The 22,286-nt window shown below is 64.1% G+C and carries 26 protein-coding genes; 7 read left to right on the top strand and 19 right to left on the bottom strand.

Translation table 11 applies throughout. The annotated features are described in order from the left end of the window. Positions 1-24: 24 nt before the first annotated feature. Together CBW66_RS27260 and CBW66_RS27255 are read right to left on the bottom strand one after the other, a co-directional pair. A complete protein-coding gene (locus tag CBW66_RS27260) occupies positions 25-654 on the bottom strand; it encodes a PolC-type DNA polymerase III (RefSeq protein ID WP_170932875.1) in 630 nt (209 codons plus the stop codon). Positions 655-692: 38 nt separating this feature from the next. After that, the gene (locus tag CBW66_RS27255) at positions 693-1,943 is read right to left on the bottom strand and encodes an Hsp70 family protein (protein ID WP_086138073.1); all 1,251 of its coding nucleotides are present in this window, start codon (positions 1,941-1,943) and stop codon (positions 693-695) included. A 409-nt stretch (positions 1,944-2,352) separates the two neighbouring features. On the opposite strand from CBW66_RS27255, the gene CBW66_RS27250 reads away from it, so the two are divergent. Beyond that, positions 2,353-3,414, top strand: a complete 1,062-nt coding sequence (locus tag CBW66_RS27250) for a LacI family DNA-binding transcriptional regulator (protein WP_230492357.1) — start codon at positions 2,353-2,355, stop codon at positions 3,412-3,414. Between the two features lie 154 nt (positions 3,415-3,568). On the opposite strand, the gene CBW66_RS27245 is transcribed toward CBW66_RS27250, so the two are convergent. Further along, the gene (locus CBW66_RS27245) at positions 3,569-3,988 is read right to left on the bottom strand and encodes a YidB family protein (protein ID WP_086138075.1); all 420 of its coding nucleotides are present in this window, start codon (positions 3,986-3,988) and stop codon (positions 3,569-3,571) included. Positions 3,989-4,250: 262 nt separating this feature from the next. On the opposite strand from CBW66_RS27245, the gene CBW66_RS27240 reads away from it, so the two are divergent. The 3 genes from CBW66_RS27240 to CBW66_RS27230 all read left to right on the top strand — a co-directional run bounded on the left by CBW66_RS27240 (position 4,251) and on the right by CBW66_RS27230 (position 5,821). Then, the gene (locus tag CBW66_RS27240; protein WP_034751103.1) at positions 4,251-4,463 is read left to right on the top strand and encodes a hypothetical protein; all 213 of its coding nucleotides are present in this window, start codon (positions 4,251-4,253) and stop codon (positions 4,461-4,463) included. A 103-nt stretch (positions 4,464-4,566) separates the two neighbouring features. After that, positions 4,567-5,274, top strand: a complete 708-nt coding sequence (locus CBW66_RS27235; protein ID WP_086138076.1) for a hypothetical protein — start codon at positions 4,567-4,569, stop codon at positions 5,272-5,274. A 73-nt stretch (positions 5,275-5,347) separates the two neighbouring features. Continuing rightward, positions 5,348-5,821 carry a DUF6328 family protein gene (locus tag CBW66_RS27230; RefSeq protein ID WP_086138077.1) on the top strand — a complete coding sequence of 158 codons (474 nt, stop codon included), beginning with the start codon at positions 5,348-5,350 and terminating at the stop codon, positions 5,819-5,821. A gap of 18 nt (positions 5,822-5,839) precedes the next feature. Here CBW66_RS27230 and CBW66_RS27225 read toward each other — a convergent pair whose 3' ends face one another. Next, positions 5,840-6,298, bottom strand: a complete 459-nt coding sequence (locus CBW66_RS27225) for a DUF421 domain-containing protein (RefSeq protein ID WP_086138078.1) — start codon at positions 6,296-6,298, stop codon at positions 5,840-5,842. A 425-nt stretch (positions 6,299-6,723) separates the two neighbouring features. Here CBW66_RS27225 and CBW66_RS27220 point away from each other — a divergent pair, with 425 nt between their 5' ends. Then, complete coding sequence (locus tag CBW66_RS27220) at positions 6,724-7,941, top strand: MFS transporter (RefSeq protein ID WP_086138079.1); 1,218 nt, start codon at positions 6,724-6,726, stop codon at positions 7,939-7,941. 15 nt (positions 7,942-7,956) lie between these two features. On the opposite strand, the gene CBW66_RS27215 is transcribed toward CBW66_RS27220, so the two are convergent. From CBW66_RS27215 to CBW66_RS27185, 7 genes are all read right to left on the bottom strand, one after another. After that, positions 7,957-8,655: an aspartate/glutamate racemase family protein gene (locus CBW66_RS27215; protein ID WP_170932876.1), complete on the bottom strand. Its 699-nt coding sequence runs from the start codon at positions 8,653-8,655 to the stop codon at positions 7,957-7,959. A 281-nt stretch (positions 8,656-8,936) separates the two neighbouring features. After that, the gene (locus CBW66_RS27210) at positions 8,937-9,422 is read right to left on the bottom strand and encodes a hypothetical protein (protein WP_139841639.1); all 486 of its coding nucleotides are present in this window, start codon (positions 9,420-9,422) and stop codon (positions 8,937-8,939) included. Positions 9,423-9,443: 21 nt separating this feature from the next. Continuing rightward, positions 9,444-9,845, bottom strand: coding sequence for a hypothetical protein (locus CBW66_RS27205; protein ID WP_086138082.1), 402 nt, complete (start codon positions 9,843-9,845; stop codon positions 9,444-9,446). A 16-nt stretch (positions 9,846-9,861) separates the two neighbouring features. Further along, complete coding sequence (locus tag CBW66_RS27200; RefSeq protein ID WP_139841640.1) at positions 9,862-10,374, bottom strand: hypothetical protein; 513 nt, start codon at positions 10,372-10,374, stop codon at positions 9,862-9,864. Positions 10,375-10,388: 14 nt separating this feature from the next. Then, positions 10,389-10,910, bottom strand: coding sequence for a hypothetical protein (locus CBW66_RS27195; protein ID WP_139841641.1), 522 nt, complete (start codon positions 10,908-10,910; stop codon positions 10,389-10,391). Positions 10,911-10,938: 28 nt separating this feature from the next. Further along, positions 10,939-12,474, bottom strand: a complete 1,536-nt coding sequence (locus tag CBW66_RS27190) for an ATP-binding protein (protein WP_086138107.1) — start codon at positions 12,472-12,474, stop codon at positions 10,939-10,941. 11 nt (positions 12,475-12,485) lie between these two features. Further along, a complete protein-coding gene (locus tag CBW66_RS27185; protein WP_086138085.1) occupies positions 12,486-13,316 on the bottom strand; it encodes an alpha/beta fold hydrolase in 831 nt (276 codons plus the stop codon). Between the two features lie 238 nt (positions 13,317-13,554). Here CBW66_RS27185 and CBW66_RS27180 point away from each other — a divergent pair, with 238 nt between their 5' ends. After that, positions 13,555-14,802 carry a PepSY domain-containing protein gene (locus CBW66_RS27180; RefSeq protein ID WP_086138108.1) on the top strand — a complete coding sequence of 416 codons (1,248 nt, stop codon included), beginning with the start codon at positions 13,555-13,557 and terminating at the stop codon, positions 14,800-14,802. 265 nt (positions 14,803-15,067) lie between these two features. Beyond that, complete coding sequence (locus CBW66_RS27175; RefSeq protein ID WP_086138086.1) at positions 15,068-17,398, top strand: TonB-dependent receptor; 2,331 nt, start codon at positions 15,068-15,070, stop codon at positions 17,396-17,398. On the opposite strand, the gene mdcH is transcribed toward CBW66_RS27175, so the two are convergent. The 8 genes from mdcH to CBW66_RS28830 all read right to left on the bottom strand — a co-directional run. Further along, positions 17,395-18,333 (bottom strand): malonate decarboxylase subunit epsilon, encoded by a 939-nt coding sequence (gene mdcH, locus CBW66_RS27170; RefSeq protein WP_086138087.1) that lies wholly within the window; start codon positions 18,331-18,333, stop codon positions 17,395-17,397. The two genes, CBW66_RS27175 and mdcH, sit on opposite strands and share 4 nt — an antisense overlap. After that, positions 18,330-18,959 carry a malonate decarboxylase holo-ACP synthase gene (locus tag CBW66_RS27165; protein ID WP_086138088.1) on the bottom strand — a complete coding sequence of 210 codons (630 nt, stop codon included), beginning with the start codon at positions 18,957-18,959 and terminating at the stop codon, positions 18,330-18,332. Before CBW66_RS27165 ends, mdcH begins: the two co-directional genes overlap by 4 nt. Continuing rightward, complete coding sequence (madM, locus tag CBW66_RS27160; RefSeq protein WP_086138089.1) at positions 18,959-19,723, bottom strand: malonate transporter subunit MadM; 765 nt, start codon at positions 19,721-19,723, stop codon at positions 18,959-18,961. Before madM ends, CBW66_RS27165 begins: the two co-directional genes overlap by 1 nt. Further along, complete coding sequence (gene madL / locus CBW66_RS27155) at positions 19,716-20,129, bottom strand: malonate transporter subunit MadL (RefSeq protein ID WP_086138090.1); 414 nt, start codon at positions 20,127-20,129, stop codon at positions 19,716-19,718. Before madL ends, madM begins: the two co-directional genes overlap by 8 nt. Positions 20,130-20,183: 54 nt before the next feature. Further along, a complete protein-coding gene (mdcE, locus tag CBW66_RS27150) occupies positions 20,184-20,996 on the bottom strand; it encodes a biotin-independent malonate decarboxylase subunit gamma (RefSeq protein ID WP_086138091.1) in 813 nt (270 codons plus the stop codon). After that, positions 20,993-21,847, bottom strand: a complete 855-nt coding sequence (locus CBW66_RS27145; RefSeq protein ID WP_086138092.1) for a biotin-independent malonate decarboxylase subunit beta — start codon at positions 21,845-21,847, stop codon at positions 20,993-20,995. Before CBW66_RS27145 ends, mdcE begins: the two co-directional genes overlap by 4 nt. Further along, positions 21,844-22,152, bottom strand: a complete 309-nt coding sequence (locus CBW66_RS27140; RefSeq protein ID WP_086138093.1) for a malonate decarboxylase subunit delta — start codon at positions 22,150-22,152, stop codon at positions 21,844-21,846. The genes CBW66_RS27145 and CBW66_RS27140 overlap by 4 nt, the downstream gene beginning before the upstream one ends. Beyond that, positions 22,139-22,286, bottom strand: a 148-nt coding sequence (locus CBW66_RS28830; protein WP_172403004.1) for a triphosphoribosyl-dephospho-CoA synthase, incomplete at its 5' end; no start/stop codon positions are given. The genes CBW66_RS28830 and CBW66_RS27140, both read right to left, overlap by 14 nt.

Genomic DNA, 22,286 nt, shown 5'->3' with positions numbered 1-22,286 from the left:
GCCTGCTTAGATAGGCTAAGACGCTCAGCGGCGCGATGGATGCTTCTGCAGGAATTGCGGCACCTTGGCGGCGGCCAGCTTGTTCAGCGACACCAGCAGGTCGGCATCGACATCGGCGATGCCGTAGCTGCTGCGCAAGTGGCGGCCGATATGGATCAGCACTTGCGCCGCCACTTCCGCATCGGACTCGGCCCTGTGGGCGGCGCTCTTGAAGGCGATGCCCAGCTGGCTCGACAGCAAGCCCAGCTTGTAGCTGGCCATGCCGGGAAATACGCGGCGCGACAGTTTCAAGGAACACACGAGCGACTGGTGCGCGGGCGTCAGGTTCAGCCTGGCGCTTTCGGCGCGCAGGAATTTTTCATCGAAGCTGGCATTGTGCGCCGACAAGGCGTCGCTGCCGATAAAATCCAGCAATCGCGGCACCACCTCGGCCACGGGCGGCGCCTTGTCCACCATGGCCTGCGTGATGCCCGTCAAGCCCGTGATGAACGAGGGAATGCGCGCATTGCAGTTGATCAAGGTCACATAGCGGTCGGTGATACGTCCGCCCTCGATGCGCAGCGCCGCCACTTCCGTGATGCGGTCACCCATGTCGGGCGACAAGCCGGTCGTCTCGAAGTCGATCATGACGATCGGTTTGTCAAACACGTTCATGGAATAAGGCTCTTTCTGCGATGCTGCGGTGGGCCAGCTTAGCCGAACTTGCGCACGGCGTCTAGCGCCAGACCGGCACCGATGCTGCCGAACAGATCGCCCTCGACCTTGCGCGCGGCCGGCACCAGGGCGGCGATCTTTTCGCGCAACAAGCGCACGCCGCTGGAGCCGCCCGTGAAGAACACAGTGTCGACGTCTTGCGGCGCCACGCCCGCGTCGCGCAGCAGCCGCAGCACGGTTTCTTCCACGGAGCCGCACAGGTGGCCGATGGCGTCGTCGAATTGCGCGCGTTTCAGCAGCAGGCTTTGCGCGGGCGACAAACGGTCCAGCTCCAGCTGCACTTCGGCCGCGTCGGACAGGGCAATCTTGCCCTCTTCCACTTTCATGGCCAGCCAGTGGCCGGCGCGCTCATCGATCAGCGTTTGCAGCCGTTTCACTTTGTCTTGCTCACGCGCATCGCGGCACACGTCGGCCAGCTGCACCCAGATCTTCTTCGTGTAGGCCAGGTTGATCGTGTGCCAGGTCGCCAGGTTGAAATAATAGCTGGACGGCACTTCGCTATTGTTGTGCAGGCGGCTGCCATAGCCGAGCAGAGGCATGACGGAAGACAGGCTCAGGTATTTATCAAAGTCCGTGCCGCCGATGTGCACGCCGCCGGTGGCGAGGATGTCGTCGCGGCGCTCCGTTTTTTTCGCCCGCTCCGGCGACAGGCGCACCAGCGAAAAATCGGAGGTACCGCCGCCGATGTCGGCGATCAGCACCAGCTCTTCCTTGGCTATCTGCGACTCATAGTCGAAGGCGGCGGCAATCGGCTCGAACTGGAAGGCGACGTCCTTGAAGCCGACGGAGCGGGCCACTTCGGCCAGGGTATCCTGCGCCAGCTGGTCGGCTTGCGCATTGTCGTCGATAAAGAAGACGGGACGGCCGAACACGGCGGACGAGAATTCGCGGCCGGCGGACTGCTCGGCACGGCGTTTCACCTCGCCGATGAATTGCGCCAGCAACATGCGGAACGGCAGCGCGCGGCCGCCCACTTCCGTCTGGCCATCGATGAGGCTCGTGCCCAGCAAGCTTTTCAGCGAGCGCATCAAACGCCCCTCGTAACCGGCCAGATAGCCGGCCAGCGCCGCGCGGCCAAAACTGACTTCCTCGTCTTCCGCATTGAAGAAGACAACGGACGGTAAGGTCGTCTTGCCATCTTCCAGGCCAAGCATGGTGCTCTGCCCGGGACGCGCCCAGCCTACCGTGGAATTTGACGTGCCGAAATCGACGCCGCAAGCATTGGCCATGTCGACCCTTCCCTGAATAAAGGGGCGTTATCTTATCAGAAGGCAGGCCATTGCACCAGAAAAACCCGTTCAAGCCGGTGTACATCCCAAGCTTGCTTTACATTCAGTACGGGCCGCGCGCAAAAGCCACTGTTGGAAAATTGATGCCGGGACCCGCCGGGACGCCTCAGCCTGTATGGCAGCGGCCCCTGCGACCATGACCATGGAAGGGCATGCATACCACTTGCCATTCAATCAAATTCTTTGCAACATGAATAAGAAAACAGTCTTGCCACATGGAAATATTTTCGCTATGCTCATTTTTCCCGCCCAGGCCGCCACAAGCGGCCGGGCCTGCAGGAATATTTTGAGACAGGCTGCTTGCCAGACCAATATGCGAAAAAAGAATACTGTCGCCCGGAACCCCGGCATGGCCGCCCGCCCCGTATCCGGCGCCGGACGGCGCGTGACCTCGTATGACGTGGCCCTGCTGGCCGGTGTGTCGCAATCGGCCGTGTCGCGCTGCTTCAAGCCGGGCGCCAGCGTCTCGCCCGCCACCCACGCCAAGGTCATGCAGGCGGCCATCAGCCTCGACTACATCCCCAACGCGGCCGCGCGCAGCCTGATCACGCGGCGCTCGAATCTGGTGGCAGTCATCATTTCCAACCTGGCCAATCTGTACTATCCGCAAGTATTGTCCGACCTGAGCCAGCAAATCGCCCGCCAGGGCAAACGGCTCTTGTTGTTTACCCTGGAGCGCGAAGCGGACATCGGCAAGGTCTTGAGCGATGTGTGGCAATACCAGGTGGATGGCGCCGTCGTGGCCGCCTGCCTGTCGGACGAGCAGATGGCCGAATTCGGCCGGCGCGACGTGCCGCTGGTGCTGTTCAACCGCAGCCCGCGCGAACACGCCGTGCATGCCGTGCTGTGCGACCAGGGCGAAGCGGCACGCCTGCTCGTCTCGCGCCTGGCCGAGGCGGGCCACCGCCAGTTCGCCGTCATCGACGGCCCCGGCGACTCGGCCGTCGCGCAGGAGCGCAAGGCCGGCGTGCTGGACCGGCTGTTCACGCTGGGCTTGCCCGCGCCCATCGTCGTCAGCGGCAACTACGATTACGCCAGCGGCGGCCATGGCTTGCGCAAGGTCATCGACCGCCTGGGACGCGTGCCGGACGCCGTCATTTGCGGCAACGACATCATGGCCATCGGCTGCCTGGACACGGCACGCCACCAGATGGGCATCCAGGTGCCGCTGCAGATGTCCGTGGCCGGCTTCGACGCGCTGGAAGCATCGGGCTGGCTCAGCTACGACATCACCACCCTGCGCCAGCCCGTGCAAAAGATGGCCACCGACGCCGTCGCCATGCTGGGCGAGCTGATGGAGCGGCGCGGCGGCAGCGCCGAGCGGCGCCGCTATTGTTCCTATCTGGTCGAGGGGAGTACGGCCAGGCTGACCGGCGCGCCGCCCCACTTCGGCATGATGGCCGCCGCCTGAAAAACGCCTGTGGCGTTGTTGCCTGCCCCTCGCCGTACGTTCGGGGCGGCGCCTGGCCACAGGCGTTTTTCAGCCGTTAGCGGTTTGCACACAAAAAACTTGGGCAAAAAAAACCTCGCGGCGCCGCGAGGTTTTTTGTTGCGGCATCGGCTGGTCAACCGAAGATCTTACCCTTGAGCATATTCAAGCCTTGGCTGACGAGGTCATTGCCTTCAGGTACTTGACCGTTCGGCGTCAGCTTGTCGATCAGCTGGGGCAGCAAGGCGGCCAGGCCGCCCGAGGCCGCGTCTGGCGCGACACCGGCTTTTTCAGCGATCTGGGTGATCGTGTCGCTCCCCAGCGCATCCTTGATCTGGTCGCCGGAAACAGGCGCATTGGCGCCGGTGCCGATCCAGCTGGCCACTTGGTCGCCCAGGCCGCTTTCCTGGAATTTCTGCAGCAGGCCGGGCAAGCCGCCATGCTGGTTGACCAGGTCCATCACGCTGGCCATCAGTCCCGACGAGGCTTCGCCGTCCGCACCCTTGTTGCCCAAAGCGCTCATCGCCTGTCCTGCAAGTTGATCTAGCAAACTCATCGTATTCTCCTGAACGCTGTCAATTAGTGCCGCTTACAGCGGCGTCCGGTAAGGCCGGCGCATAGTCACCGACACGCACAACAATTATACTATATATAATTCAGATGCTATATTTGCAATTCAACAAACGCAACAGAAACAAGCTCGGCAGCAGCCTGGCCCACCTCCATCATATTTAGTTCGGCACAACTTGCAAGCGTAAATTGACGCTTCACAAAAGCGTGTAGAATTAATTTTCCCATTTAATGAGGAGTATCAACACATGAACATCAATAAAGCGGTAGACAAAGCCTACGAAAAAAAGACGTTCAAGGAAATCGCCGATGCGCCCGTCGATGCGCTGCAAGGCGTGAGCGAGAAGGATGCGGAACTGCTGAAGCAGGCGTTCAATATCAAGACCGTGCGCGATCTGGCGAACCTGAAATACTCGAAGTGGGCGCGCGCCATCGTCACCCTGGCCGATACGGAAGAATAAACCGGGCCATGCCGCAGGCATTCCCGTCAGCACAGCCCGCACCAGCCGGCGGGCTTTTTTACGCCATGGCGGCTGGCGAGCCGGTCGCCGCGCGGAGGCGCGCTTGCCCACGACGCTGACCCTGCCCGGCATTTGCTGGCCCCTGCAAGCGAGCACGGGCCACCTTGCCGTCACCACGCAGCACATCACGGGGCACTTTCGCGCCGGCGCGGGCTGCGATGCCATCGTGCTGTGCGAACTGCTGCCGACCGGAAAATTTCGCAATGGCGCGGCGCGCCACTGGTGCCGCACGCACCAGTGCTACTGGGGCACGCAGGCGGACCTGGCCGACTGGCAGGCGATGGGGCACATGCGTTGCCGCCTGCACGCCAGCCCCATGGGCTATGTGCTGTATCCGGAACTGTTCGACCCCGGCCGCTTTCACGCCACCACCTTGCGCCTGGCCCCCGATGGCTTGCTACAACTGCGCGCCCTGGCCAATGACGGCGGCAGCGTGCTGGCGCGCGACGCGGCCGCGCTGGCCATCGATTGCCGCGCCCTGCCCGGCCTGTTCCCGCCCGACATCGTCCAGCTGAACCTCACGCCGCCCGCCGCGCAAGCCTACGCCGCCGCCTTGCAGGCAGGCACGCCGCTGGACTGCAGCGACTGCGCCCGCTGCGGCCATCCGCACCTGGACCTGGGCAGCTTCGCGCTGGCGCCGCACCGCCGCCACAGCTGCGGCCATTGCGGCCATGACGCCTCGCACAGCGCCACGGCCATCGTCTCGACACCACTGTGGCGCTTGCGCCAACACATCGCGCAATGCTTCTGAAGGTGCGCGCGCCCACAGTCGGCGCGGGCGCCTGCGCGTAGACTGGTCCCATCACTACCACAAGGACCACCCCATGCCACACGCGCGACAGCAGCAAGACGATGACCAGCTAAGCGACGAAGGCGACCTGTCCGACCTGCTCAGCGAATTGCGCATCCTCTTGCCGGGCGCACAGATGCTGACGGCCTTTCTCATCATCCTTCCCTTCAATGGCGGCTTCGCGAAGATCGTGCAGACGGAAAAGATCATCTTCCTGCTGACGTTTTTCCTGTCCATGACCAGCCTGGTGCTGCTCAGCGCGCCAGCCATCCAGCACCGCGTGATGCGCCCCTTGCAAGACCGCGAACGCTTCAAGCGCGTGGCCGACCGCATCATGCTGTGCGGCGCCTTTTCGCTGGCGCTGGCGTTTATTCTGGGCACCAATCTGGTGATGTCGGAAGTCTTCGGCCACATGCCCGGCATTGTCGCCAGCGTCCTGATGGGCACGCTGATCGTCGGCATGTGGTGGCTGCTGCCCCTGCACTTAAAGCGCAGCAAGAAAATCTAGGCGTGCCTGGCCATCGGGTTATTTTTGCAGGATGGTGATCTTGCCGTCCGCTTCCAGGAACGCGCATTTCATGTCCGGCAAGGGACAATCGGCCTCGCGCAGTGCCTGCTCGACATCGCCGCCCGCCACCCTGCATTTCTTGACGACATCATCGAAAATCACGCCATCCCGGCCCAGCAGCACAGGCGTCCCATCGACCAGCTCGGCAAGCTTGCGGCTGCGCGAGGTGACCCACGCGATCAGCATGTTGAGGCAGATCAGGGTCAAGGCCAGCACCAGGCCGGCGGGAACGGAATCGTCGCCACCGGACAAGGAATTCGATACAGCTTCGCTCAGTAACATGACCACCAGCAAGTCGAACGGCGTGAATTGCCCCACCGTCCGCTTGCCCGTCATGCGCACCATCAGCAGCAAGGCAAGGTAAACGATGACGGCGCGCACCACCAGTTCCCACACCGGCACTTCCAGATCGAACATGGCAATCCCCCCCCCCCCCCGACAGATGATTGCCTTATTTATACGTCTTTTTGCGCTGGCATGGCCACACAGCTGGCCTGCTCCCGCGCTCGGCCGGCGAATATGCGCTGCAGCAATCATTGGCCAAGTAGCAAGCCACGAAGACCATTTCCGCCACAGCCGGCTTTTCTTCCCCTGCCCTGTGGCGGAATCGCGGGCATTCCGTGTTATCGTTAACAACAAGCGCCATCGCTCTTGTGTGCAGTGCAGCAGATTTTAGCCGTCGCCCAGCAGAGCTGGCCCGAATCTTTTACAATGTTGTCTTTGGGCAGCTCTTATCGCCCAAAAATACCGGCCAGCCGTCGACTCTGGTGGCGCATTGCCACTTCCGGCCGGGCCACCGCGCGCCTCTCCACCCTGTCATTCTTTACCCAAACAACAAGAACATGCATGCCTCCGTAGACCCATTGATTCCGCGCGTCACCGCACCTTTTGGCGCTGGCTATGCCGACCTGGCCCTGGCCATCGGCGGCCTCGCCATCGGCACGGGCGAATTCGCCTCCATGAGCATCCTGCCCGTGGTGGCCGACGACCTGGGCACGACCTTGCCCCAGATGAGCCACATGATCAGCGCCTACGCGCTGGGCGTGGTCATCGGCGCGCCCCTGATCACGATTTTCCTGGCGCGCATGCCGCGCCGGCTGATGCTGATCTGCCTGATGCTGATGTTCGCTGGCGGCAACCTGCTCAGCGCCATCGCCCCCAACTACGGTTTGCTGGTCGTCGCCCGCTTCGTGGCCGGCATCCCGCATGGCGCGTATTTCGGCGTGGCAGCCCTGGTGGCGGCCGCCCTGGCCGAACCGGACCGGCGCGGCCAGGCCGTCGCCCGCGTGCTGATGGGCCTCACTGTCGCAAATATCTTCGGCGTGCCGCTGGCCACGTATATCGGCCAGACCCTGGGCTGGCGCTCGGCCTTTTTGCTGGTCGCCGCGCTGGGCCTCTTGACCATGCTGATGGTGCGCATCTTCGTGCCCATGGTCGCTGCCGGCGATTCGAGCCCGCGCCGCGAACTGGGCGTGTTCCGCCGCCTGCAAGTGTGGCTGACCCTGCTGATGGTGGCGATCGGCTTCGGCGGCATGTTCGCCGTCTACACGTTTATTACCCCCACCTTGCTGGAAATCACGAAAGTATCGCCCCTGGTCATTTCCATCCTGCTGGCCATCATCGGCGTGGGCATGACGGTGGGTAACCTGATCGGCGGCTGGCTGGCCGACCGCTCGCGCCTGTGGACGATCTTCGGCGTGCTGCTGTGGAACGTGGCCGCCCTGGCCGCGTTTACTTATACCAGCAGCAATGTCTGGTTGACGGCGATCAACCTGTTCGCCATCGGCGCCGGCATCGCCGTCGCCCCGGCCGTGCAGACGCGCTTGATGGACGTGGCCGGCGACGCGCAAACGGTGGCTGCCGCCCTCAACCATTCCGCCTTCAACATCGCCAACGCCCTGGGCGCCTGGGCCGGCGGCATCGCCATCGCCATGGGCATGGGCTTGCGCTCGACGGGCTGGGTGGGCGCCATGCTGGCCTGCGGCGGCATCGTCGTGCTCGGCATCTCCGTGCTGGTGGAAAACCGCAGCCGCAACCTGGGTGGCGCGCAGCCGGCTTGATGCATTCAACGGGCGTTAGTCTGCAACGGCAAACGCCACCGCCGCCTCGCAATGAATGGCCGTGGTATTAAATAGCGGCAAGTCGACATCGCCCTGCCGGATCAGCAGCGGTATTTCGGTGCAGCCCAAAATCACGCCCTGCGCGCCTTGCCGCCGCAGTTTCCCGATGATCTCCAGGAAAATCTTCCGGCTGGCGTCGGTAAAGATATTCTGCACCAGTTCCGTATAGATAATGTCGTGCAGGATTTCCTGGTCGGCCGCATCGGGCGTCACCGTCGCGATGCCCCGCTGCTCCAGCGCATCGTGATAAAAGCGGCCCGCCATCGTCTGCTTGACGCCCAGCAAGCCGACCTTGCGCACACCCGACTCCCCCACCCGCTTCGCCGTTTCCTCGACAATGCTGATGAAAGGCAAGCCGATGCGCGGCACGATGGCCGGGGCGAAACGGTGCGCCCCATTCGCGCACAGCAAAAAGAAGTCAGCGCCCATGGCTTGCAGGCGTTGCCCTTCCGCCACGAGAAATTGCTCGATCGCCTGCGTGCAGGGCTGCGACGCGTGCGCGACAAAATCGGCCTGGTCGATGCTGACCAGCATGACGCGTGCGCTGTGCGCGGGACCGATGCGCGCCACCAGCATTTCATTGAGCAGACGGTAGTATTCCAGGGTGGAAGCCCAGCCGATGCCGCCGATCAAGCCTATCGTTTTGTGTTGCACGTCTATCCTTGAAAAAAGAACTGCACAAATGATACGTTGCGATAAACCGATTTATCTGCAGCAATGCAATTGCTCAGGACTGTCGACAGTGAAGCATATCAGCCATGGCGCGCCAGTCACTTAGAGCCTATCCCCGTAGAGAGCGTCTTCTACTGGCAGTGCATCAGGAGCGCGGACAAGGCGTGAAGAGGACATGTGGCGAGCCACGCAACGACGATCAACGCAGTTCCCGCTTCTGAGGGGCGCCAGCAGGGGATGTATTCATCTACGGGGATAGGCTCTTAGTGGTCCACGCAACTCGCACCAAAGCCAGCACGCCATTGCTTGTAACCCATTCCGGCATTGGCCGCTTCCGCCAGCAAGCGTTGCATTGCATGAAAGCCAAACAGGCTGGCGCAAGCGCACAGCGCGGCGTCATCCACCTCGTCCTCGTAGGCATTAAGAAATAGCTCTGCCAGCAAGCCTTGCAGCGATGCATAGCTGCACCACGGCTCGTCAATATTTTCCAGGCTGCAACGTTCGAAGCGGCCTTTGGCGGAATTGAAATAGTCGAGCACCATGCTGCATTCCCACAAGGCCACAATGCCGCGCCCGGCAATGGGCGAAGAACGCCACGTGTACGGCGCCTGGCAAAGGTAGTCCAATGGCGGCGCAACGCTGTCGCCATCCAGATGGCGCAACATGGCTGCGCTGAGTCCCAGCGCACGCAACGCTTCCCTATGGCTCATCGCCCAGCCCTGACGCTGCGGCGGCGAGCGATCAGGCATTCGCCGCAATGCCGCCGCACGTTACACATCAACCCACACATACAGCGCCTTGTCCGGCGTGGCAGATCGATGCCAGCACGATTTCAATTCCAGGAGAAATCCAGCCAGGTCGATGGAATTGACCGCCAGCCCAGCCCATGGAGCGGTCTGCGTCCATGCTGCGGCAAGCGCCAGCAGGTCGTCATCCGCCAGCCAGCCGATTGCTTGCGCAATCGCATCATTAAATACGTAAACGTCGCGCCTGTCGATCCGCACGGGCGCAGCATGTTGTGCCGACTGGGTCAATAATTGCCCCAGCGATACAAAATCCAGTTCCCCCGGTAAGGTGATCCCGGTGACGGGAAACGCCTCGAAGGCGTCTTCCCAGCTGGCACATGCGCGCATCTCGGCGTCGGAACAGACAAAAATATCGATTTTCTTCATGTATTCAAATCATGCATCAGTACAACTGATTGTTGATGAGCTCAGACAATTTCGCATCAACTTTTTCAGCCTCCAGCACAATGGCATGCAAGTCCGCGATTGCATACCGTACTTCATCCTGATGGCCGCCTGGATAGCCGCTCACGTGTACCACTTGCTGCGTGGACGGAAGGATGGCCCAGCGGCCATGGGCAAAACGGTTCCGTTTGAGGCTGATCGACTTCGCTGCCGCATGCCAGGCATGGCATTCCAGCAGAAAATGGGCGCGTTCCTGATGCAAGATATCGACGAAGCACAGGAAAAAATCCAGCTTTTTAGCAAACTGGCAGTGCGACAATACCGCCTCCGATGTTCCCATCTTGGCAGTGACAGCCATAACCACAAGATTGAGCGTCAGATTCAATTCTATGCGGGAGAAAACAAAAAACAGCTTGCCTAGGTAGCGGCTGGCAAAATCTTCCAAGTCTTCAGCGGTCAACTCCCCTTCGGGTATCGGCAACAAGGCGGCTCTCCTTTCATTGCGTTGCATGGCACTCGCGGCGCTCAGGCGCAGGGCACACCATGCCGGTTCGACGCCTCGCGGTCGTACAACCGTTCAAAGGCGCCAACATCGCCGGCCTCTGCCCACAAGCCCGCAAGGTAATCAAACTCCCGCTCGAACGGCTGTTCGAAATCGGGCACATCGATCGCATACTCGCAATTACGGCTCAGCATGACCAGCCAGTCCGGGTAATCGAGGGCCGGGTACAGGCGGGTCAGGATGGCGTCGAGCGAGGACACGCTTTCCCGTCCCGCCAGGTAGGCGGCGCGCAGTTCGACGATGTATTTTCCCGCCAGAAATTGCTGATCGAGCCGCTGCGCGCCCCGGTAGCGCTCGATGATCACGTCGGCCAGCGGCAGCACCTCGTCAACACCCCGGGCGCTGGCCAGCAGCACGACCTCGAGGTCGTCGCCTTCCTGGTCCAGGCGCAAGCGTTCGACGGCCCAGTCGACGCAACGGTCCGCCATGGCGAAACCCATGCGCAGCTGGAAAACGGCGATTTCAAGTTCTGTCAGTTGTTCCATGCGTTCATTGGACTTGCGCATAGCATCCTCACCCCGCCTGCAGCATCTTCTGCAGCACCGCATCGAGCTCATAAAAATCCACGGGCTTGGTCAGGTGCAAGTCAAAGCCCGCATCGGATGCCAGTTGGCGGTCCTTGTCCTGGCCCCAGCCAGTGACGGCGACGAGGATGGCGTCCCGGCCGCAGGGCTGGCTGCGCAGCAGCCGCGCCACGTCGTAGCCGTTCATGTGCGGCAAGCCGATGTCGAGCAGGATCACGCGCGGCATAAAAGTTTGCGCCGCCGCCATGCCGGCCGCGCCATCGTAGGCCGTGCGCACTTCATAACCGAGGATGTCGAGCGCCAGCGCCAGGCTTTCGGCCGCGTCGGCGCTGTCGTCGATGACCAGTACCTTGCCTTCGCGCGTGCCGGCCAGCAGGCGCCGATTGGGCTCGGGCGGCGCCTGCAGCGGCACGGCGGGCAGCGGCAGGCGCAGTTCGAACGTGCTGCCCTGCCCCACGCCGTCGCTGCGCGCGCTGATGCTGCCGCCATGCAATTCGGCCAGACCGCGCACCAGCGACAGGCCGATGCCCAGGCCGCCCTGGGCGCGCGACAGGGCCGGCTCCAGCTGCGAAAACATGTCGAAAACGGTGTCCAGATGTTCGGGAGCGATGCCGATGCCCGAATCGCGCACGGCAATGTGTACTTCTTTTTCCGTGCACGCCACTTCCAGCCCGATGACGCCATTGTCGGGCGTGTACTTGACGGCATTGGTCAGCAGGTTGGCGATCATCTGCCCCAGGCGCGTGGCGTCGGCGTCGAGCCAGATCGGCTGCGGCCATTGCTCCACATGCACCTTGTGGCCGGACCGCGCGGCCAGCTCCGCCACGCTGTGCAGGGCCGCCTCCACCACGGGCGCCAGTTCCACGCTGGCGCGGCGCAATTCCAGGCGTCCCCGCGTGATGCGCGACACTTCCATCAAATCGTCGACCAGGTGCGTCATGTGCCCCACTTGCCGTCCCAGCACGTCGCGGGCCCAGCGCAGCTGCGGATCGTCGAGCTGCGCCAGGCGCAGCACTTCCAGCACGTTGCGGATCGGCGCCAGCGGATTGCGCAACTCGTGCGCCAGGGTCGCCAGGAACTCGTCCTTGCGCCGGTCGGCGGCGGCCAGCTGCTCATTGAGCTCGCCTGCCTCCTTGCGCGCCAGCTGCAGCTGCTGCTCGTACTTACGGCGGTCGCTGGCGACAAAGACGGCGATCTCGTCATAACGCACGCCCTCGTGCACGCGCCGCACGGCATTGAACAGCATGGGCATGGATTGCCCATGGCGCTGGCGCATGTCGAGCAGGATTTCCGACACGCTGCCCTGCACCTGCATCAGCGGCAACCAGTGCGTCTGGTGGAACACGCGCCCGCCGATGGTCAACAAGTCCTGCAGTTTCTTTTTCCCGAGCAATTCCCCGGCGCCATAACCGAGCCAGCCGCAAAAGGTGGCATTCGCCTGCACGATGGTGCCGTCGGCCGTGCACAGCAGCAAGCCGCAGGCCGCGTGCTGGAACAAGGTACTGGTATCAGGCAAGGAAGGCATCGCGTCCCGCATTACAGGTGCAGGCCGTCGAGAAAGTGGCGGATGGCGCGGTAGCTGGCATCGGGCACGCTCATGTGCGGACAATGGCCTATATTCTCGACCACGTGCAGGCGGCTGTGCGGCAGCATCGCGCGCAAATACTCGCCCACGTGCGGCGGCGCGATGAAGTCGTCGCTGCATTGCACGATCAGGGCCGGCGTGCTGTTGTGCGGCAAAATGGCACGGTGATCGGACAAAAACGTGGCTTGCGCAAAATGCCGGGCGATGGCGGGATCGGTGCGGCAAAAGCTGCTTGCCAGGTCTTCGCCCAGCGCCGGCTGGCCGGGCGCGCCCATGATGGCCGGCGCCATGCTGGCGGACCAGCCCAGGTAATTGCTGTCCATGGCATCGAGCAAGTCGTCGATATCGGCACGGCTGAAGCCGCCCTGGTAGCCGGCCGCCGCATCGTCGACATAGCACGGCGACGGCGCCAGCATGACTTGCGCGGCGAACAGGTCCGGCTCGGCGATGCTGGCCAGCAAGGCGCTCATGGCGCTGACGGAATGCCCCACGCAAATGACGGGGCCGCCGCCGACGGCATGGACGACTTGCCGCAAATCGGCGCCATGCGCATCGAGCCGCGCATAGCGATCAAAATCATAGGCGCCCAGGTCCGACGCGCCGCTGCCGACCAGATCGAACAGCACCGTGCGGTAGCGGGGACGGAACAGCGGCTCCAGGTAGCGCCACATGGTCTGGTCGCAGCCAAAGCCATGCATGAATACCATGGTGGCTGCCGCGCCCGCCTGCGGCGCAGCGCTGCATTCGCTTACGCGGACATTGTTCCGATGTTTTATACGCATGCCGCTTCAGCCTTGGATATTTCCATGTGGAATGTAAATTAACTTCTTGCTAGCATCTTAACATGCGCTATTTGACCTTGGGCAACACCATTGGCGCTGGACAAACGCCACGTCACGGCGGATAATGAGAACGATTCCCATTATCAAATTGCCAGGCGTGTGTCTGGCGTTTCCCTGTGCGCCGTTCTGGCGCCCGCTGGCGGCAACAAGCCGGTTTCATGTTGAAGGTTTGTACCGCATGCGCGCTTTCTGGACTGTCATACACCGCTGGGCCGGTCTCAGCATCGCCCTGTTCCTCATCATCGCGGGACTCACGGGCGCCGTCACGTCGTGGGACCACGAACTGGACGAATGGCTCAACGCCGACATCATGGACACGCCGGGCCGCGGCCCCCTGCAAGCGCCGTTTGCGCTGGCGCACAAGGTGGCGGCCGCCGACCCGCGCGCGCAAGTCAATTACCTGACCCTTGGCCTGGAAGAAGGCCATGCGGCCGCCTTCATGGTGCGCCCCTTGACGGACCCTGCGACGAACAAGCCGTTCGCGCTCGGCTACGACACCGTCTACATCGACCCCGTCACGGCGCAGATCACGGGCAAGCGCGATTCGGCGGCCATTTCCCTGTCGCGCCGCAGCCTGATGCCGTTCCTGCGCCATCTGCACTACAGCCTGCACGTGCCCGCCTTCTGGGGCACGGACCGCTGGGGCTACTGGCTGATGGGGAGCGTGGCCCTGATCTGGCTGCTCGACAGCCTGGTGGCGTTTTATCTGACCACGCCGCGCCGGCTGCGCCAGCGCACCCCGGACGAAGCGCCGCGCCATCGCGACGCCGCCAGCTGGCGGCAACGGTGGAAACCGTCGTGGGTGCTGCGCTGGGCGGCCGGCGGCTACAAACTCAATTTCGACCTGCACCGCGCGGGCGGCCTGTGGGTGTGGCCCGTCATCCTCGTTGTCGCATTCACGTCGTTTTCGCTGAACCTGTACCGCGAAGTGTTCTATCCCGTCATGTCGCTCATCTCGACCACCACGCCGGGCCCGTATGAAACGCAGACGCCGGCGCCGTACGGCACGTATATCACGCCCGTGATCGGCTTCGAGCAGGCGGTGGACATTGCGAAAAAGCAGGCCGTGCAGCGCGGCATCACGGCACCCATCGGCGGCATTTATTATGGCGGCAATTACTCGTTCTACAACGTCTCCTTCTTCGACCCGGCCGACGAATTCGGCGCGGCCGGCATGGGCCTGTCGAATATCTACGTCGACGGCATGGACGGCAGCATCATCGGCCAGCACAAGCCCTGGGAAGGCACGGCGGCCGACGTCTTCGTGCAACTGCAATTCCCCCTGCACTCGGGCCGCATCCTCGGCTTGCCCGGACGCATTTTGATGTCGTGCATGGGCCTCATGGTGGCCATGCTGTCCGTGACCGGCATCGTCATCTGGGAAAGAAAGCGCCGCGCGCGCCGGCTGCAGGCGAAAAGCCGCTGACATTCACCTCAAGTAGCGCCCCATAGGACGCAGGCGGACTGAATCAGCCTGCGCCCCTCGCACCTCCGCACTTTGCATCACAGTCGCTGGCACCTGCCGGCTGTCCGCGCTGCGCGCTTGCCGTGCATCAGCCATTCCACATCCTCAAATGCAGTTTACTTGCAATAGCATGAGGCGCCGGCTATTATTGCAACTCAATTGCATTTAAGCCTGTGCGCCGCGCCCGCTTCCGGCGCCAGCCCCACCTCCCTTTCCAGAAAGACCTATGCGCCATCACGTATTCGCCGCCGCCATGCTGTCCACTGCCCCGCTCGCTTATGCGGCAGACGACGTCACCCTGCAGACCATCAAGGTCCGCGCAGACAAGCCTTCCAGCATCGACAGCGTGGTCGTCGTCGAGAATGTGCAAGCCCAGAACAGGACGCTGGGCGGCATGCTCGAACATGTCTCGGGCGTGCAAAGCAGCGCCTTCGGGCCGAATGCGGGCGCACCGGTGATACGCAGCCTCAGCGGCAGCCGCGTGCAGATCCTGGAAGACGGCCAGTCCATCCTCGGCATGAATGCGCTCAGCGGCGACATCAACATCCCGTTCGATCCGCTGTTTGCGCGCAGCGTCACCGTGAACAAATCGTCCGATAGCGTGCGTTTTGGCGGCAATGCGATCGGCGGCAGCGTCGACGTCGATTCCGGCCTCATTTCCAGGAAGATGGAAGACCAGCCGAAGGATCTGGAACTGGTCCTGCGCAAGGGCTACAACGATGCGAACGCGCAAGGCTTGCGCATGAACTTCAACGATGGGCAACACTTCTCGACCAACCTGCAACTGTCCTTCCAGAACATCGGGCATTACGATATTCCCGGCACCAGCAAGGCCGGCGTCTGCAACAGCCAGCTATTCCCCCCGAAGGGCGGCGTGAATACGTTTTTGGCCGACAGTTGCCAGAAAGAAGCGCGGATCCAGCAAGTGTACAACAAGGCGTCGCAGCCGTTTATCGACCAGTTCATGACGGAAAATCCGGACTGGGCGGACGGCGATTTTTCCTTCTATACCAATCAGCCGACCTCCGTCTGGCAGCGCAAGACCTATGTCAATCCCGCCAACCCCGCCTACGTGCCGGGCACGCCAAGGTCGGTGCAGAACAAGATCAGCAAGGACGTCACCCCCGATTACCGCGGCACCCTGGGCAACAGCCATGCCAGCAATTCCCATTTTGCCGTCGGCAGCACCTACTTTTTCGATCGCGGTTACGTGGCCGCCAGCCTCGACACCAAGAATAGCGAGTATGGCGTGCCGGGCTTTTCCATGGAAAACAAGTCGTTCGGGGCGAACTATGACGAGGGGCTGCCCGTCGGCGTGGTCATACGGCAAGATAAATATGCGCTGGAAGCCAATCTGCGCGATCCTGTTGCCTACCTTGAAAGCGTGCAATTGCGCGTGTCCCGCCTGAACAATACGTCGGGAGAACGCCTCGGTACGGCCAAGGCGAACGACTACCGGTTCGGCACGAATCAAGCCGAGCTCCTGCTGGCGCAGCGGCGCGCGGGCCCTTTGAGCGGCTTGCTCGGTCTGAGCTACCAGGCCAGGGACATCACCGGTGCCGGGCCGCAGCTTTACTTACCCGATGCAAGCACGCTCAGCCGCGCCCTGTTCGTCAGGCAAAACCTGGAATTCGACTGGGCCACCTTCGATGCCGGCTTTCGCCATGAAAACGTGGCGCACGGCATCCGCAAGAGCGGATTCAAGACGTCGAGGAATGCGAGCAACTCCAGGCTCGAAGACAAGTCGTTCAGCCTGAACAGCTATAGCTTGGGCGCTACAACCAGGCTTGGCCAGCTGTTCGGTGCCAAGATGCGCTACTCGGCATCGGAAAGAGCGCCCGACGTCAATGAGCTGTATGCGAGCAACCGCCACTATTCGATCCTGACCCAGGAAGAAGGCAACCAGAACCTGAAGGCCGAGCGCGCGCGCAATACCGAACTTACCGCCCTGTTCGCCAATCGCGGCTTCCAGCTGTCCGCGACGGGCTACGTCATGAAATACGCGAATTATCTGTACCTTGGCCACTCGGGCGCGCAGATGGCGAATCGCCTGCCCCTGAAGTACTGGAAGCAGACGGATACCACGGTGAAGGGATTCGAGGTCGATGCCTCACAGACCGTCCAACTCGGCGCCTACGGCAAGCTGAACCTCTCCGCATTTGCCGACCTGGTCAAGAACAAGGCGGACAATCCCGACAAGCTGCGCGCGCACAACGATGGGCAATACCTGCCCAACATGCCCACCAACCGCTACGGCGCCAATCTGCAGTGGGAAAACCAGGGCTGGAAGACGCGCTTGTCCGGCACCCGCTACGACAAGCAGAAGTACCTGGGCAAGAGCGTCAGCGAGGAAGTGCCGCTCGACGGCTACACCATGGTGAACTTCCAGGTAAGCCGCACACTGCAGGTGCCGCATTCGCCGTTTGCCAGCGTCGAAGTGTTCATCAGCGGCAGCAACCTGCTCGATGACGATGCCAGGCCACACAACTCTCCACTGAAATACATCGCCCCCTTGCCGGGCCGCGGCTTCCAGCTTGGATTGAGCGCCAGGCTTTAAGGCGTAGTGCCGCCCCGCTCCCTGGCCACCAGCGCCAGCAGGCTGTCACCCCGGTTGCCGTCGCAGCAGACGGCCACGCCATCCGTGAAGTCGGGCGCCGTCAGCCGCGTCAGCACGCTGCCCGGCGGCATTTCCAGCGCCAGCCGGGCACCGCGCTCCCACGCCAGGCGCGCGGTAGCGGCCCATTGCACGCGCCGCGCCATGTTGGCGGTCAGGCTGTCGCGAAGGCGGCCCGGGTCGAACAGCGCGCGCCCCGCACTGCTGCTCAGATACACCAGCGATGGGCGGCGGACAACCACGCCATCGAAGGCGGCCGCCATGTCGCGCGCGGCGCCTTCCAGCAGCGGACAATGCGACGGCACGCTGACGGCCAGGCGCTTGGCCTTGCCGGCGCCATGCGCCAGGGCCAAGGTCATCACGGCTTGCAGGGCGGCCTCGCTGCCGGCAATGGCGATCTGGCGCGGCGCATTCAGGTTGGCGATATACACGGGCGTGGCGGCGCCATGCACCCGGGCCAGCAAGGGTTCCAATTGCACCAGATCCAGGCCGACGATGGCCGCCATGCCGTAGCCGGTGGGATACGCCTGCTTCATCAGCTCTCCGCGCCGCGCCACCAGGCGCAGGGCATCGCCGTAATCGAGCGCGCCGGCGACGACGGCGGCCGCATACTCGCCGATGGAAAAGCCGGCCACCATGTCGGGCAGCGCGCCGCGCGCCGCCAAGGAGCGCGCCATGGCCACGCCCGAGATCAGCAGACACAGTTGCACGGCCCGCGTCGACGCCAGCGCGCAAGCCGTGTCCAGCTGCCGCGGATCGCAGCCCAGCACGGCCGCCGCCTCGGCCAAGGTATCGGCCACCGCCGCGTCGTCGGGCAGCGCGTGCAGCATGCCCGGAGTCTGGGCGCCCTGGCCCGGAAAGGTGAACAGCACGCTCATGCAAGCTCCCATGGGGTGGACGTCAGCACGGGACCCTGGTCCGTCTTCAGCAAGACCCGGCCCCGCCCCGCCGCCCACTCGGCATACGCAAAGCCGCCATGGCCCGTGTCGATCTGCAGGTCCAGCCGGCACGCCGTGATACCCGACGTGACAGCCGCCGCGATGGCGCGCAGGGCCCCGGCCTGGGCGGCGTCGGGCGGCGCGGCGATGCGCAGCACGAGATCGAGATCGCTGTCGGCGCGCAGCACGGGCAAACCGCTGGCCAGCGCAAAACCCACGCCGCCCGTCGGGCCCCAGGCCCAGCCCGTGGCGTCGAGCAGGGGCGCGACCTGCCGCAGCGCATCGAGCGCGGCGCAGGAAAAATCAGGCAGCGGCGCGTACGCCAGCCGCGCCAGCACTTCCGGCGTCACGCGGCGCAGCACGGCGGCGGCCTCCACTTCGCACGCCTGCCGCTCGCTGCGCAGCAGGCCGCGCACGCCGACGGGAATCCGCCCGGGCGCGCAGCTGGCGCGCCGCACCACCAGCGGCGCCGCCCGCAGCCAGTCCCCATCCAGCCAGGCAGGCAATGGAGCGCCGTCCGGCAGGCCGGACACCCACAGCAAATCATGCGCGCGCCAGCCGTCCATCAGGCCACCACCGCCTTGACGGCAAAGAACAGCAGCGAGGGTCCCAGCAAACAGCCCAGGCCCGTGTGAAACGTGGCCACCAGCGCGCCATACGGCACCAGCTTGCGGTCGGTGGCGGCCAGGCCGGCCGACACGCCGCTGACGGTGCCGGCCAGGCCGCCGAAGACCATCGCCGAACGGGGCGTTTTCAGGCGCAGGAAGCGCGCCGCGACGGGCGTGCCCACCATCACGAGGATGGCCTTGATGAGGCCTGCCGCGATGCTCAGGGCCATGACGTCCGAACTGGCGCCGATGGCCGCGCCCGTGACGGGACCGACGATGTAGGTGACGGCGCCGGCGCCGATGGTGGTCATGCTGACGGCGTCCGCATAACCAAACGCATAGGCGACGCCGGCGCCGACGAGAAACGGCAGCACCACGCCCAGCAGCAGCGCCACGAGGCCGATCAGGCCCGCCTTGCGCGCCTCGGTCGCCTGCACCTCGAAGGCGGTGGCGACGATGGCGAAGTCGCGCAGCATGGCGCCGCCCATCAGGCCGATGCCGCCGAACAGCGACAAATCGGCCAGGCCCTTGTGGCCGCCGCTATGCACGCCGCCCCAGTAAGCAAGCCCCAGGCCGATCACGATGGCAATGGCCGAACCGTGCACGCGGCCAAAGGTCAGGTATTTCGACAGCGCCACCGACAGCAGCATGACCAGGCCGACAACGGCGAAGGCCGTCACCAAGCCATTGTGCATGGCGGCTTTTTCAAAGAGTTCAAGCATGACGGTGCTCCTTGACCAGCATTAAATCCGCTTCGGCGGCGGCGATGGCGGCCGGGCTTTCCGTGCGATTGATGAACGAAATGACGGCGCCGCAGACGAGCACCGAACCGATGGCGGCCAGCACGGCCACGGGTCCGCCGCGCAGCGCCGCCACCACATCCTGCTGCGCCGCCATGGCCACCACCACGGGAATATACATGGCGCCCCAGTATTCGACGCCGCGCTCCGTCATCTGCGGCAGCCAGGATCGGCGCTGCATGTAGAGCCGGGCGCAGATCAGCAGCAGCATGGCGATGCCCACGCCGCCCACGTTGGTCTTGACGCCCATCAGCTGCCCGAGCAGGTCGCCCAGGAAGATGCCGAGCAAATGGCACAGGGCCAGCAGTGCGGTTCCGTAAATGATCATGATTGTCTCCGTTATTGGAATAGGAATGACTTGGTGTCTTCTCTGTTATTTCACTTACCACTGCTGCCGTAGCACCTCCCTGACGTTTGCCGACGCCTGGCGGTGCGGCGCGCCCAGGCGGCTGGAAAGATCCCTTTCCGGATCGGCGCGGATATCGGCCAGCGCCGCCTGCAGGCAGGCATCGACGGCAGCCGTGTCCTGCGCCGACGGATGGTCGGGCTGCGCCACCTGCAAGGTTTGCCACAGCAGCCCCAGGCTCGCGTAGTTCTTGATGTCGTAGGCCATCGGCGGAATCGTCGCCGCCAGCGTTTCCAGCGCTGCCACGGTGCGCAAGGTGATGCGCGCGGCCGACGCCTTGCCCATGGCGTGCACCATCACTTGCGGGTCGTCCAGCGCGATCAAGCGATTGGCCTGGTAGCCGTGCGCGAGGAAGGCGCCCGACATGGCCTTGCCGACGATCAGGCCGATGACGGGATGGCCGGCCAGGCGCGCTTCGGCGTAAGCCCCCGCCGCGCCGGCCAGCGCCTGGTGGATGCCGTAGGCCTCTTCGCGCCGGCCGTAGGCCTGGCTGGCCACGTCGATGACGGCGACGATGGGGCGTTTGACGGCCAGCGCGCGATCTTCAACAAGCACCTGCTGCACGGCGCGCGCCAGCTGCCACGCCTCGACCAGGCCGATTTCGCCCGTGCGGGCGCGCGTAAAACGGTTGTCCGGGTCGGGCAGCACGGCAAGGTAGCGCGCCGGCTCGCCCGCCAGCGGCGCGTCGACCACGCGCACGGAAGGCGGATAGCCTTCCAGCGGTGCGGTGCTGTTCGTCAGGGCCGCCAGCCAGATGGCGCCGCGGCTCGTGTCGGTGATGGCGTTCATGTCGCGTCTCCTTGGCTGTAGATGCTGCGCACGGCTTGCGGCGTGGCTTGCACGGCCGCGTCGACATCGGCCAGGCGAGCAAGAAAGGCGTCTGCCTGATCGCTGCGGTGCCGGGCCGGCACGCCGCGGGCGAACAGTTCGGCCACGGTGGCGCGCATCTGCGCCGTGTCATCGTCCACATACGCGTCGGCCAGCCCGCTGTGATAGCGCTGCTCGCCGCCCGTCAGGCTCCATATAAATGGCTTGTTGCGCGAGTCGAATTCGTCCACGCCCGCTTCCTGCTCGATCACGGCGGGGCCGTTCAAGCCCAATCGTGCCTCGCGCGTGACGACCAGGTAACTGCACAAGCCCGCCGCGATCGACATGCCGCCGTAGCAGCCGACGGTGCCGGCCGTAATCCCGATCACGGGCTGGTAGCGGCGCAGGTCGACGATGGCGGCATGGATGTCGGCAATGGCCGCCAGCCCCAGATTGGCTTCCTGCAGGCGCACGCCGCCCGTCTCGAACAGGATCACGGCGCGCGTCGGCACGCCGTTGCGGTTGTCGCGCGCCGCCAGTTCCAGCGCGCCGGCGATCTTCGCGCCACCCACTTCGCCCATGCTGCCGCCCTGATAAGCGCCTTCGATGGCCAGCACCACGGCCGGCTGGCCGCCGAACAGGCCCTTGGCCACCACCACGCCATCGTCCGCCTGGGCCGTCACGCCCTGCCGCGGCAGCCAGGGCGAAGCGATGCCGCAGAACGGGTCGAGCAGTTCGCGCATGCTGCCCGCATCGAGCAAGGCCCGTGCCCGGCTGCGCGCGCCACGTTCGATGAAGCTGTCGCGCTCCAGCAGCTGTTGTAAGGTGCTCATGCCGCCCTCCCCGCTTGCAATTCTTCGTAGGCTTGCTCGATGCGCATGCGCACCACGCCCGGCGTGGCGCCGCAATCGTTGATGACGATGGTCGCCGCCGGCAGCGGCTCGCCGCCGAATACGCGCAGCAAGAGCGCGTCCCACACGGCGCCCTTGCCATCGACGGAGGTGTTGACGACAATGCGGGTCACGCCATCGTCGGCGGGCTGCAGCAGCACTTCCAGGTCGCCCGAACCGACGACGCCGGCCAGGGCGCGCCCCGATGCAGGCTGCCCGGCGGGGAATGTATAGTCACGCGTCTCCATGCGCTACTCCTTCTTGTAATCTGTCCAGGAACAGGGTGGCCGCCAGCAGATCGGCCGCGCCGCCCGGCGACACGCCGCGCGCCAGCGCCACCGCTTCCAACGCCAGCAGCGCCTGCGTGCCGGCCGCCGTGGCC

Origin of the sequence: Janthinobacterium sp. GW456P (assembly GCF_002127655.1) — a bacterium.
Taxonomy (GTDB): Bacteria; Pseudomonadota; Gammaproteobacteria; order Burkholderiales; family Burkholderiaceae_D; genus Janthinobacterium.
The sequence above is the reverse complement of the archived record's forward strand: the minus strand, read 5'-3'. Positions and strand labels throughout refer to the sequence as shown.

Excerpts from the sequence above, each read along its gene's own strand:
- CBW66_RS27225 (WP_086138078.1), bottom strand. The coding sequence starts at position 6,298 with ATGTTCGATCTGGAAGTGCCGGTGTGGGAACTGGTGGTGCGCGCCGTC.
- CBW66_RS27255 (WP_086138073.1), bottom strand. The coding sequence starts at position 1,943 with ATGGCCAATGCTTGCGGCGTCGATTTCGGCACGTCAAATTCCACGGTA.
- CBW66_RS27140 (WP_086138093.1), bottom strand. The coding sequence starts at position 22,152 with ATGGAGACGCGTGACTATACATTCCCCGCCGGGCAGCCTGCATCGGGG.
- CBW66_RS27175 (WP_086138086.1), top strand. The coding sequence starts at position 15,068 with ATGCGCCATCACGTATTCGCCGCCGCCATGCTGTCCACTGCCCCGCTC.
- CBW66_RS27250 (WP_230492357.1), top strand. The coding sequence starts at position 2,353 with ATGGCCGCCCGCCCCGTATCCGGCGCCGGACGGCGCGTGACCTCGTAT.
- CBW66_RS27245 (WP_086138075.1), bottom strand. The coding sequence starts at position 3,988 with ATGAGTTTGCTAGATCAACTTGCAGGACAGGCGATGAGCGCTTTGGGC.
- CBW66_RS27195 (WP_139841641.1), bottom strand. The coding sequence starts at position 10,910 with ATGGAACAACTGACAGAACTTGAAATCGCCGTTTTCCAGCTGCGCATG.
- CBW66_RS27240 (WP_034751103.1), top strand. The coding sequence starts at position 4,251 with ATGAACATCAATAAAGCGGTAGACAAAGCCTACGAAAAAAAGACGTTC.
- CBW66_RS27185 (WP_086138085.1), bottom strand. The coding sequence starts at position 13,316 with ATGCGTATAAAACATCGGAACAATGTCCGCGTAAGCGAATGCAGCGCT.
- mdcE (WP_086138091.1), bottom strand. The coding sequence starts at position 20,996 with ATGAACGCCATCACCGACACGAGCCGCGGCGCCATCTGGCTGGCGGCC.
- madM (WP_086138089.1), bottom strand. The coding sequence starts at position 19,723 with ATGCTTGAACTCTTTGAAAAAGCCGCCATGCACAATGGCTTGGTGACG.
- CBW66_RS27205 (WP_086138082.1), bottom strand. The coding sequence starts at position 9,845 with ATGAAGAAAATCGATATTTTTGTCTGTTCCGACGCCGAGATGCGCGCA.
- CBW66_RS27230 (WP_086138077.1), top strand. The coding sequence starts at position 5,348 with ATGCCACACGCGCGACAGCAGCAAGACGATGACCAGCTAAGCGACGAA.
- CBW66_RS27200 (WP_139841640.1), bottom strand. The coding sequence starts at position 10,374 with ATGCAACGCAATGAAAGGAGAGCCGCCTTGTTGCCGATACCCGAAGGG.
- CBW66_RS27180 (WP_086138108.1), top strand. The coding sequence starts at position 13,555 with ATGCGCGCTTTCTGGACTGTCATACACCGCTGGGCCGGTCTCAGCATC.
- CBW66_RS27260 (WP_170932875.1), bottom strand. The coding sequence starts at position 654 with ATGAACGTGTTTGACAAACCGATCGTCATGATCGACTTCGAGACGACC.
- CBW66_RS27165 (WP_086138088.1), bottom strand. The coding sequence starts at position 18,959 with ATGGACGGCTGGCGCGCGCATGATTTGCTGTGGGTGTCCGGCCTGCCG.
- CBW66_RS27190 (WP_086138107.1), bottom strand. The coding sequence starts at position 12,474 with ATGCCTTCCTTGCCTGATACCAGTACCTTGTTCCAGCACGCGGCCTGC.
- CBW66_RS27220 (WP_086138079.1), top strand. The coding sequence starts at position 6,724 with ATGCATGCCTCCGTAGACCCATTGATTCCGCGCGTCACCGCACCTTTT.
- mdcH (WP_086138087.1), bottom strand. The coding sequence starts at position 18,333 with ATGAGCGTGCTGTTCACCTTTCCGGGCCAGGGCGCCCAGACTCCGGGC.
- CBW66_RS27145 (WP_086138092.1), bottom strand. The coding sequence starts at position 21,847 with ATGAGCACCTTACAACAGCTGCTGGAGCGCGACAGCTTCATCGAACGT.
- madL (WP_086138090.1), bottom strand. The coding sequence starts at position 20,129 with ATGATCATTTACGGAACCGCACTGCTGGCCCTGTGCCATTTGCTCGGC.
- CBW66_RS27210 (WP_139841639.1), bottom strand. The coding sequence starts at position 9,422 with ATGCCTGATCGCTCGCCGCCGCAGCGTCAGGGCTGGGCGATGAGCCAT.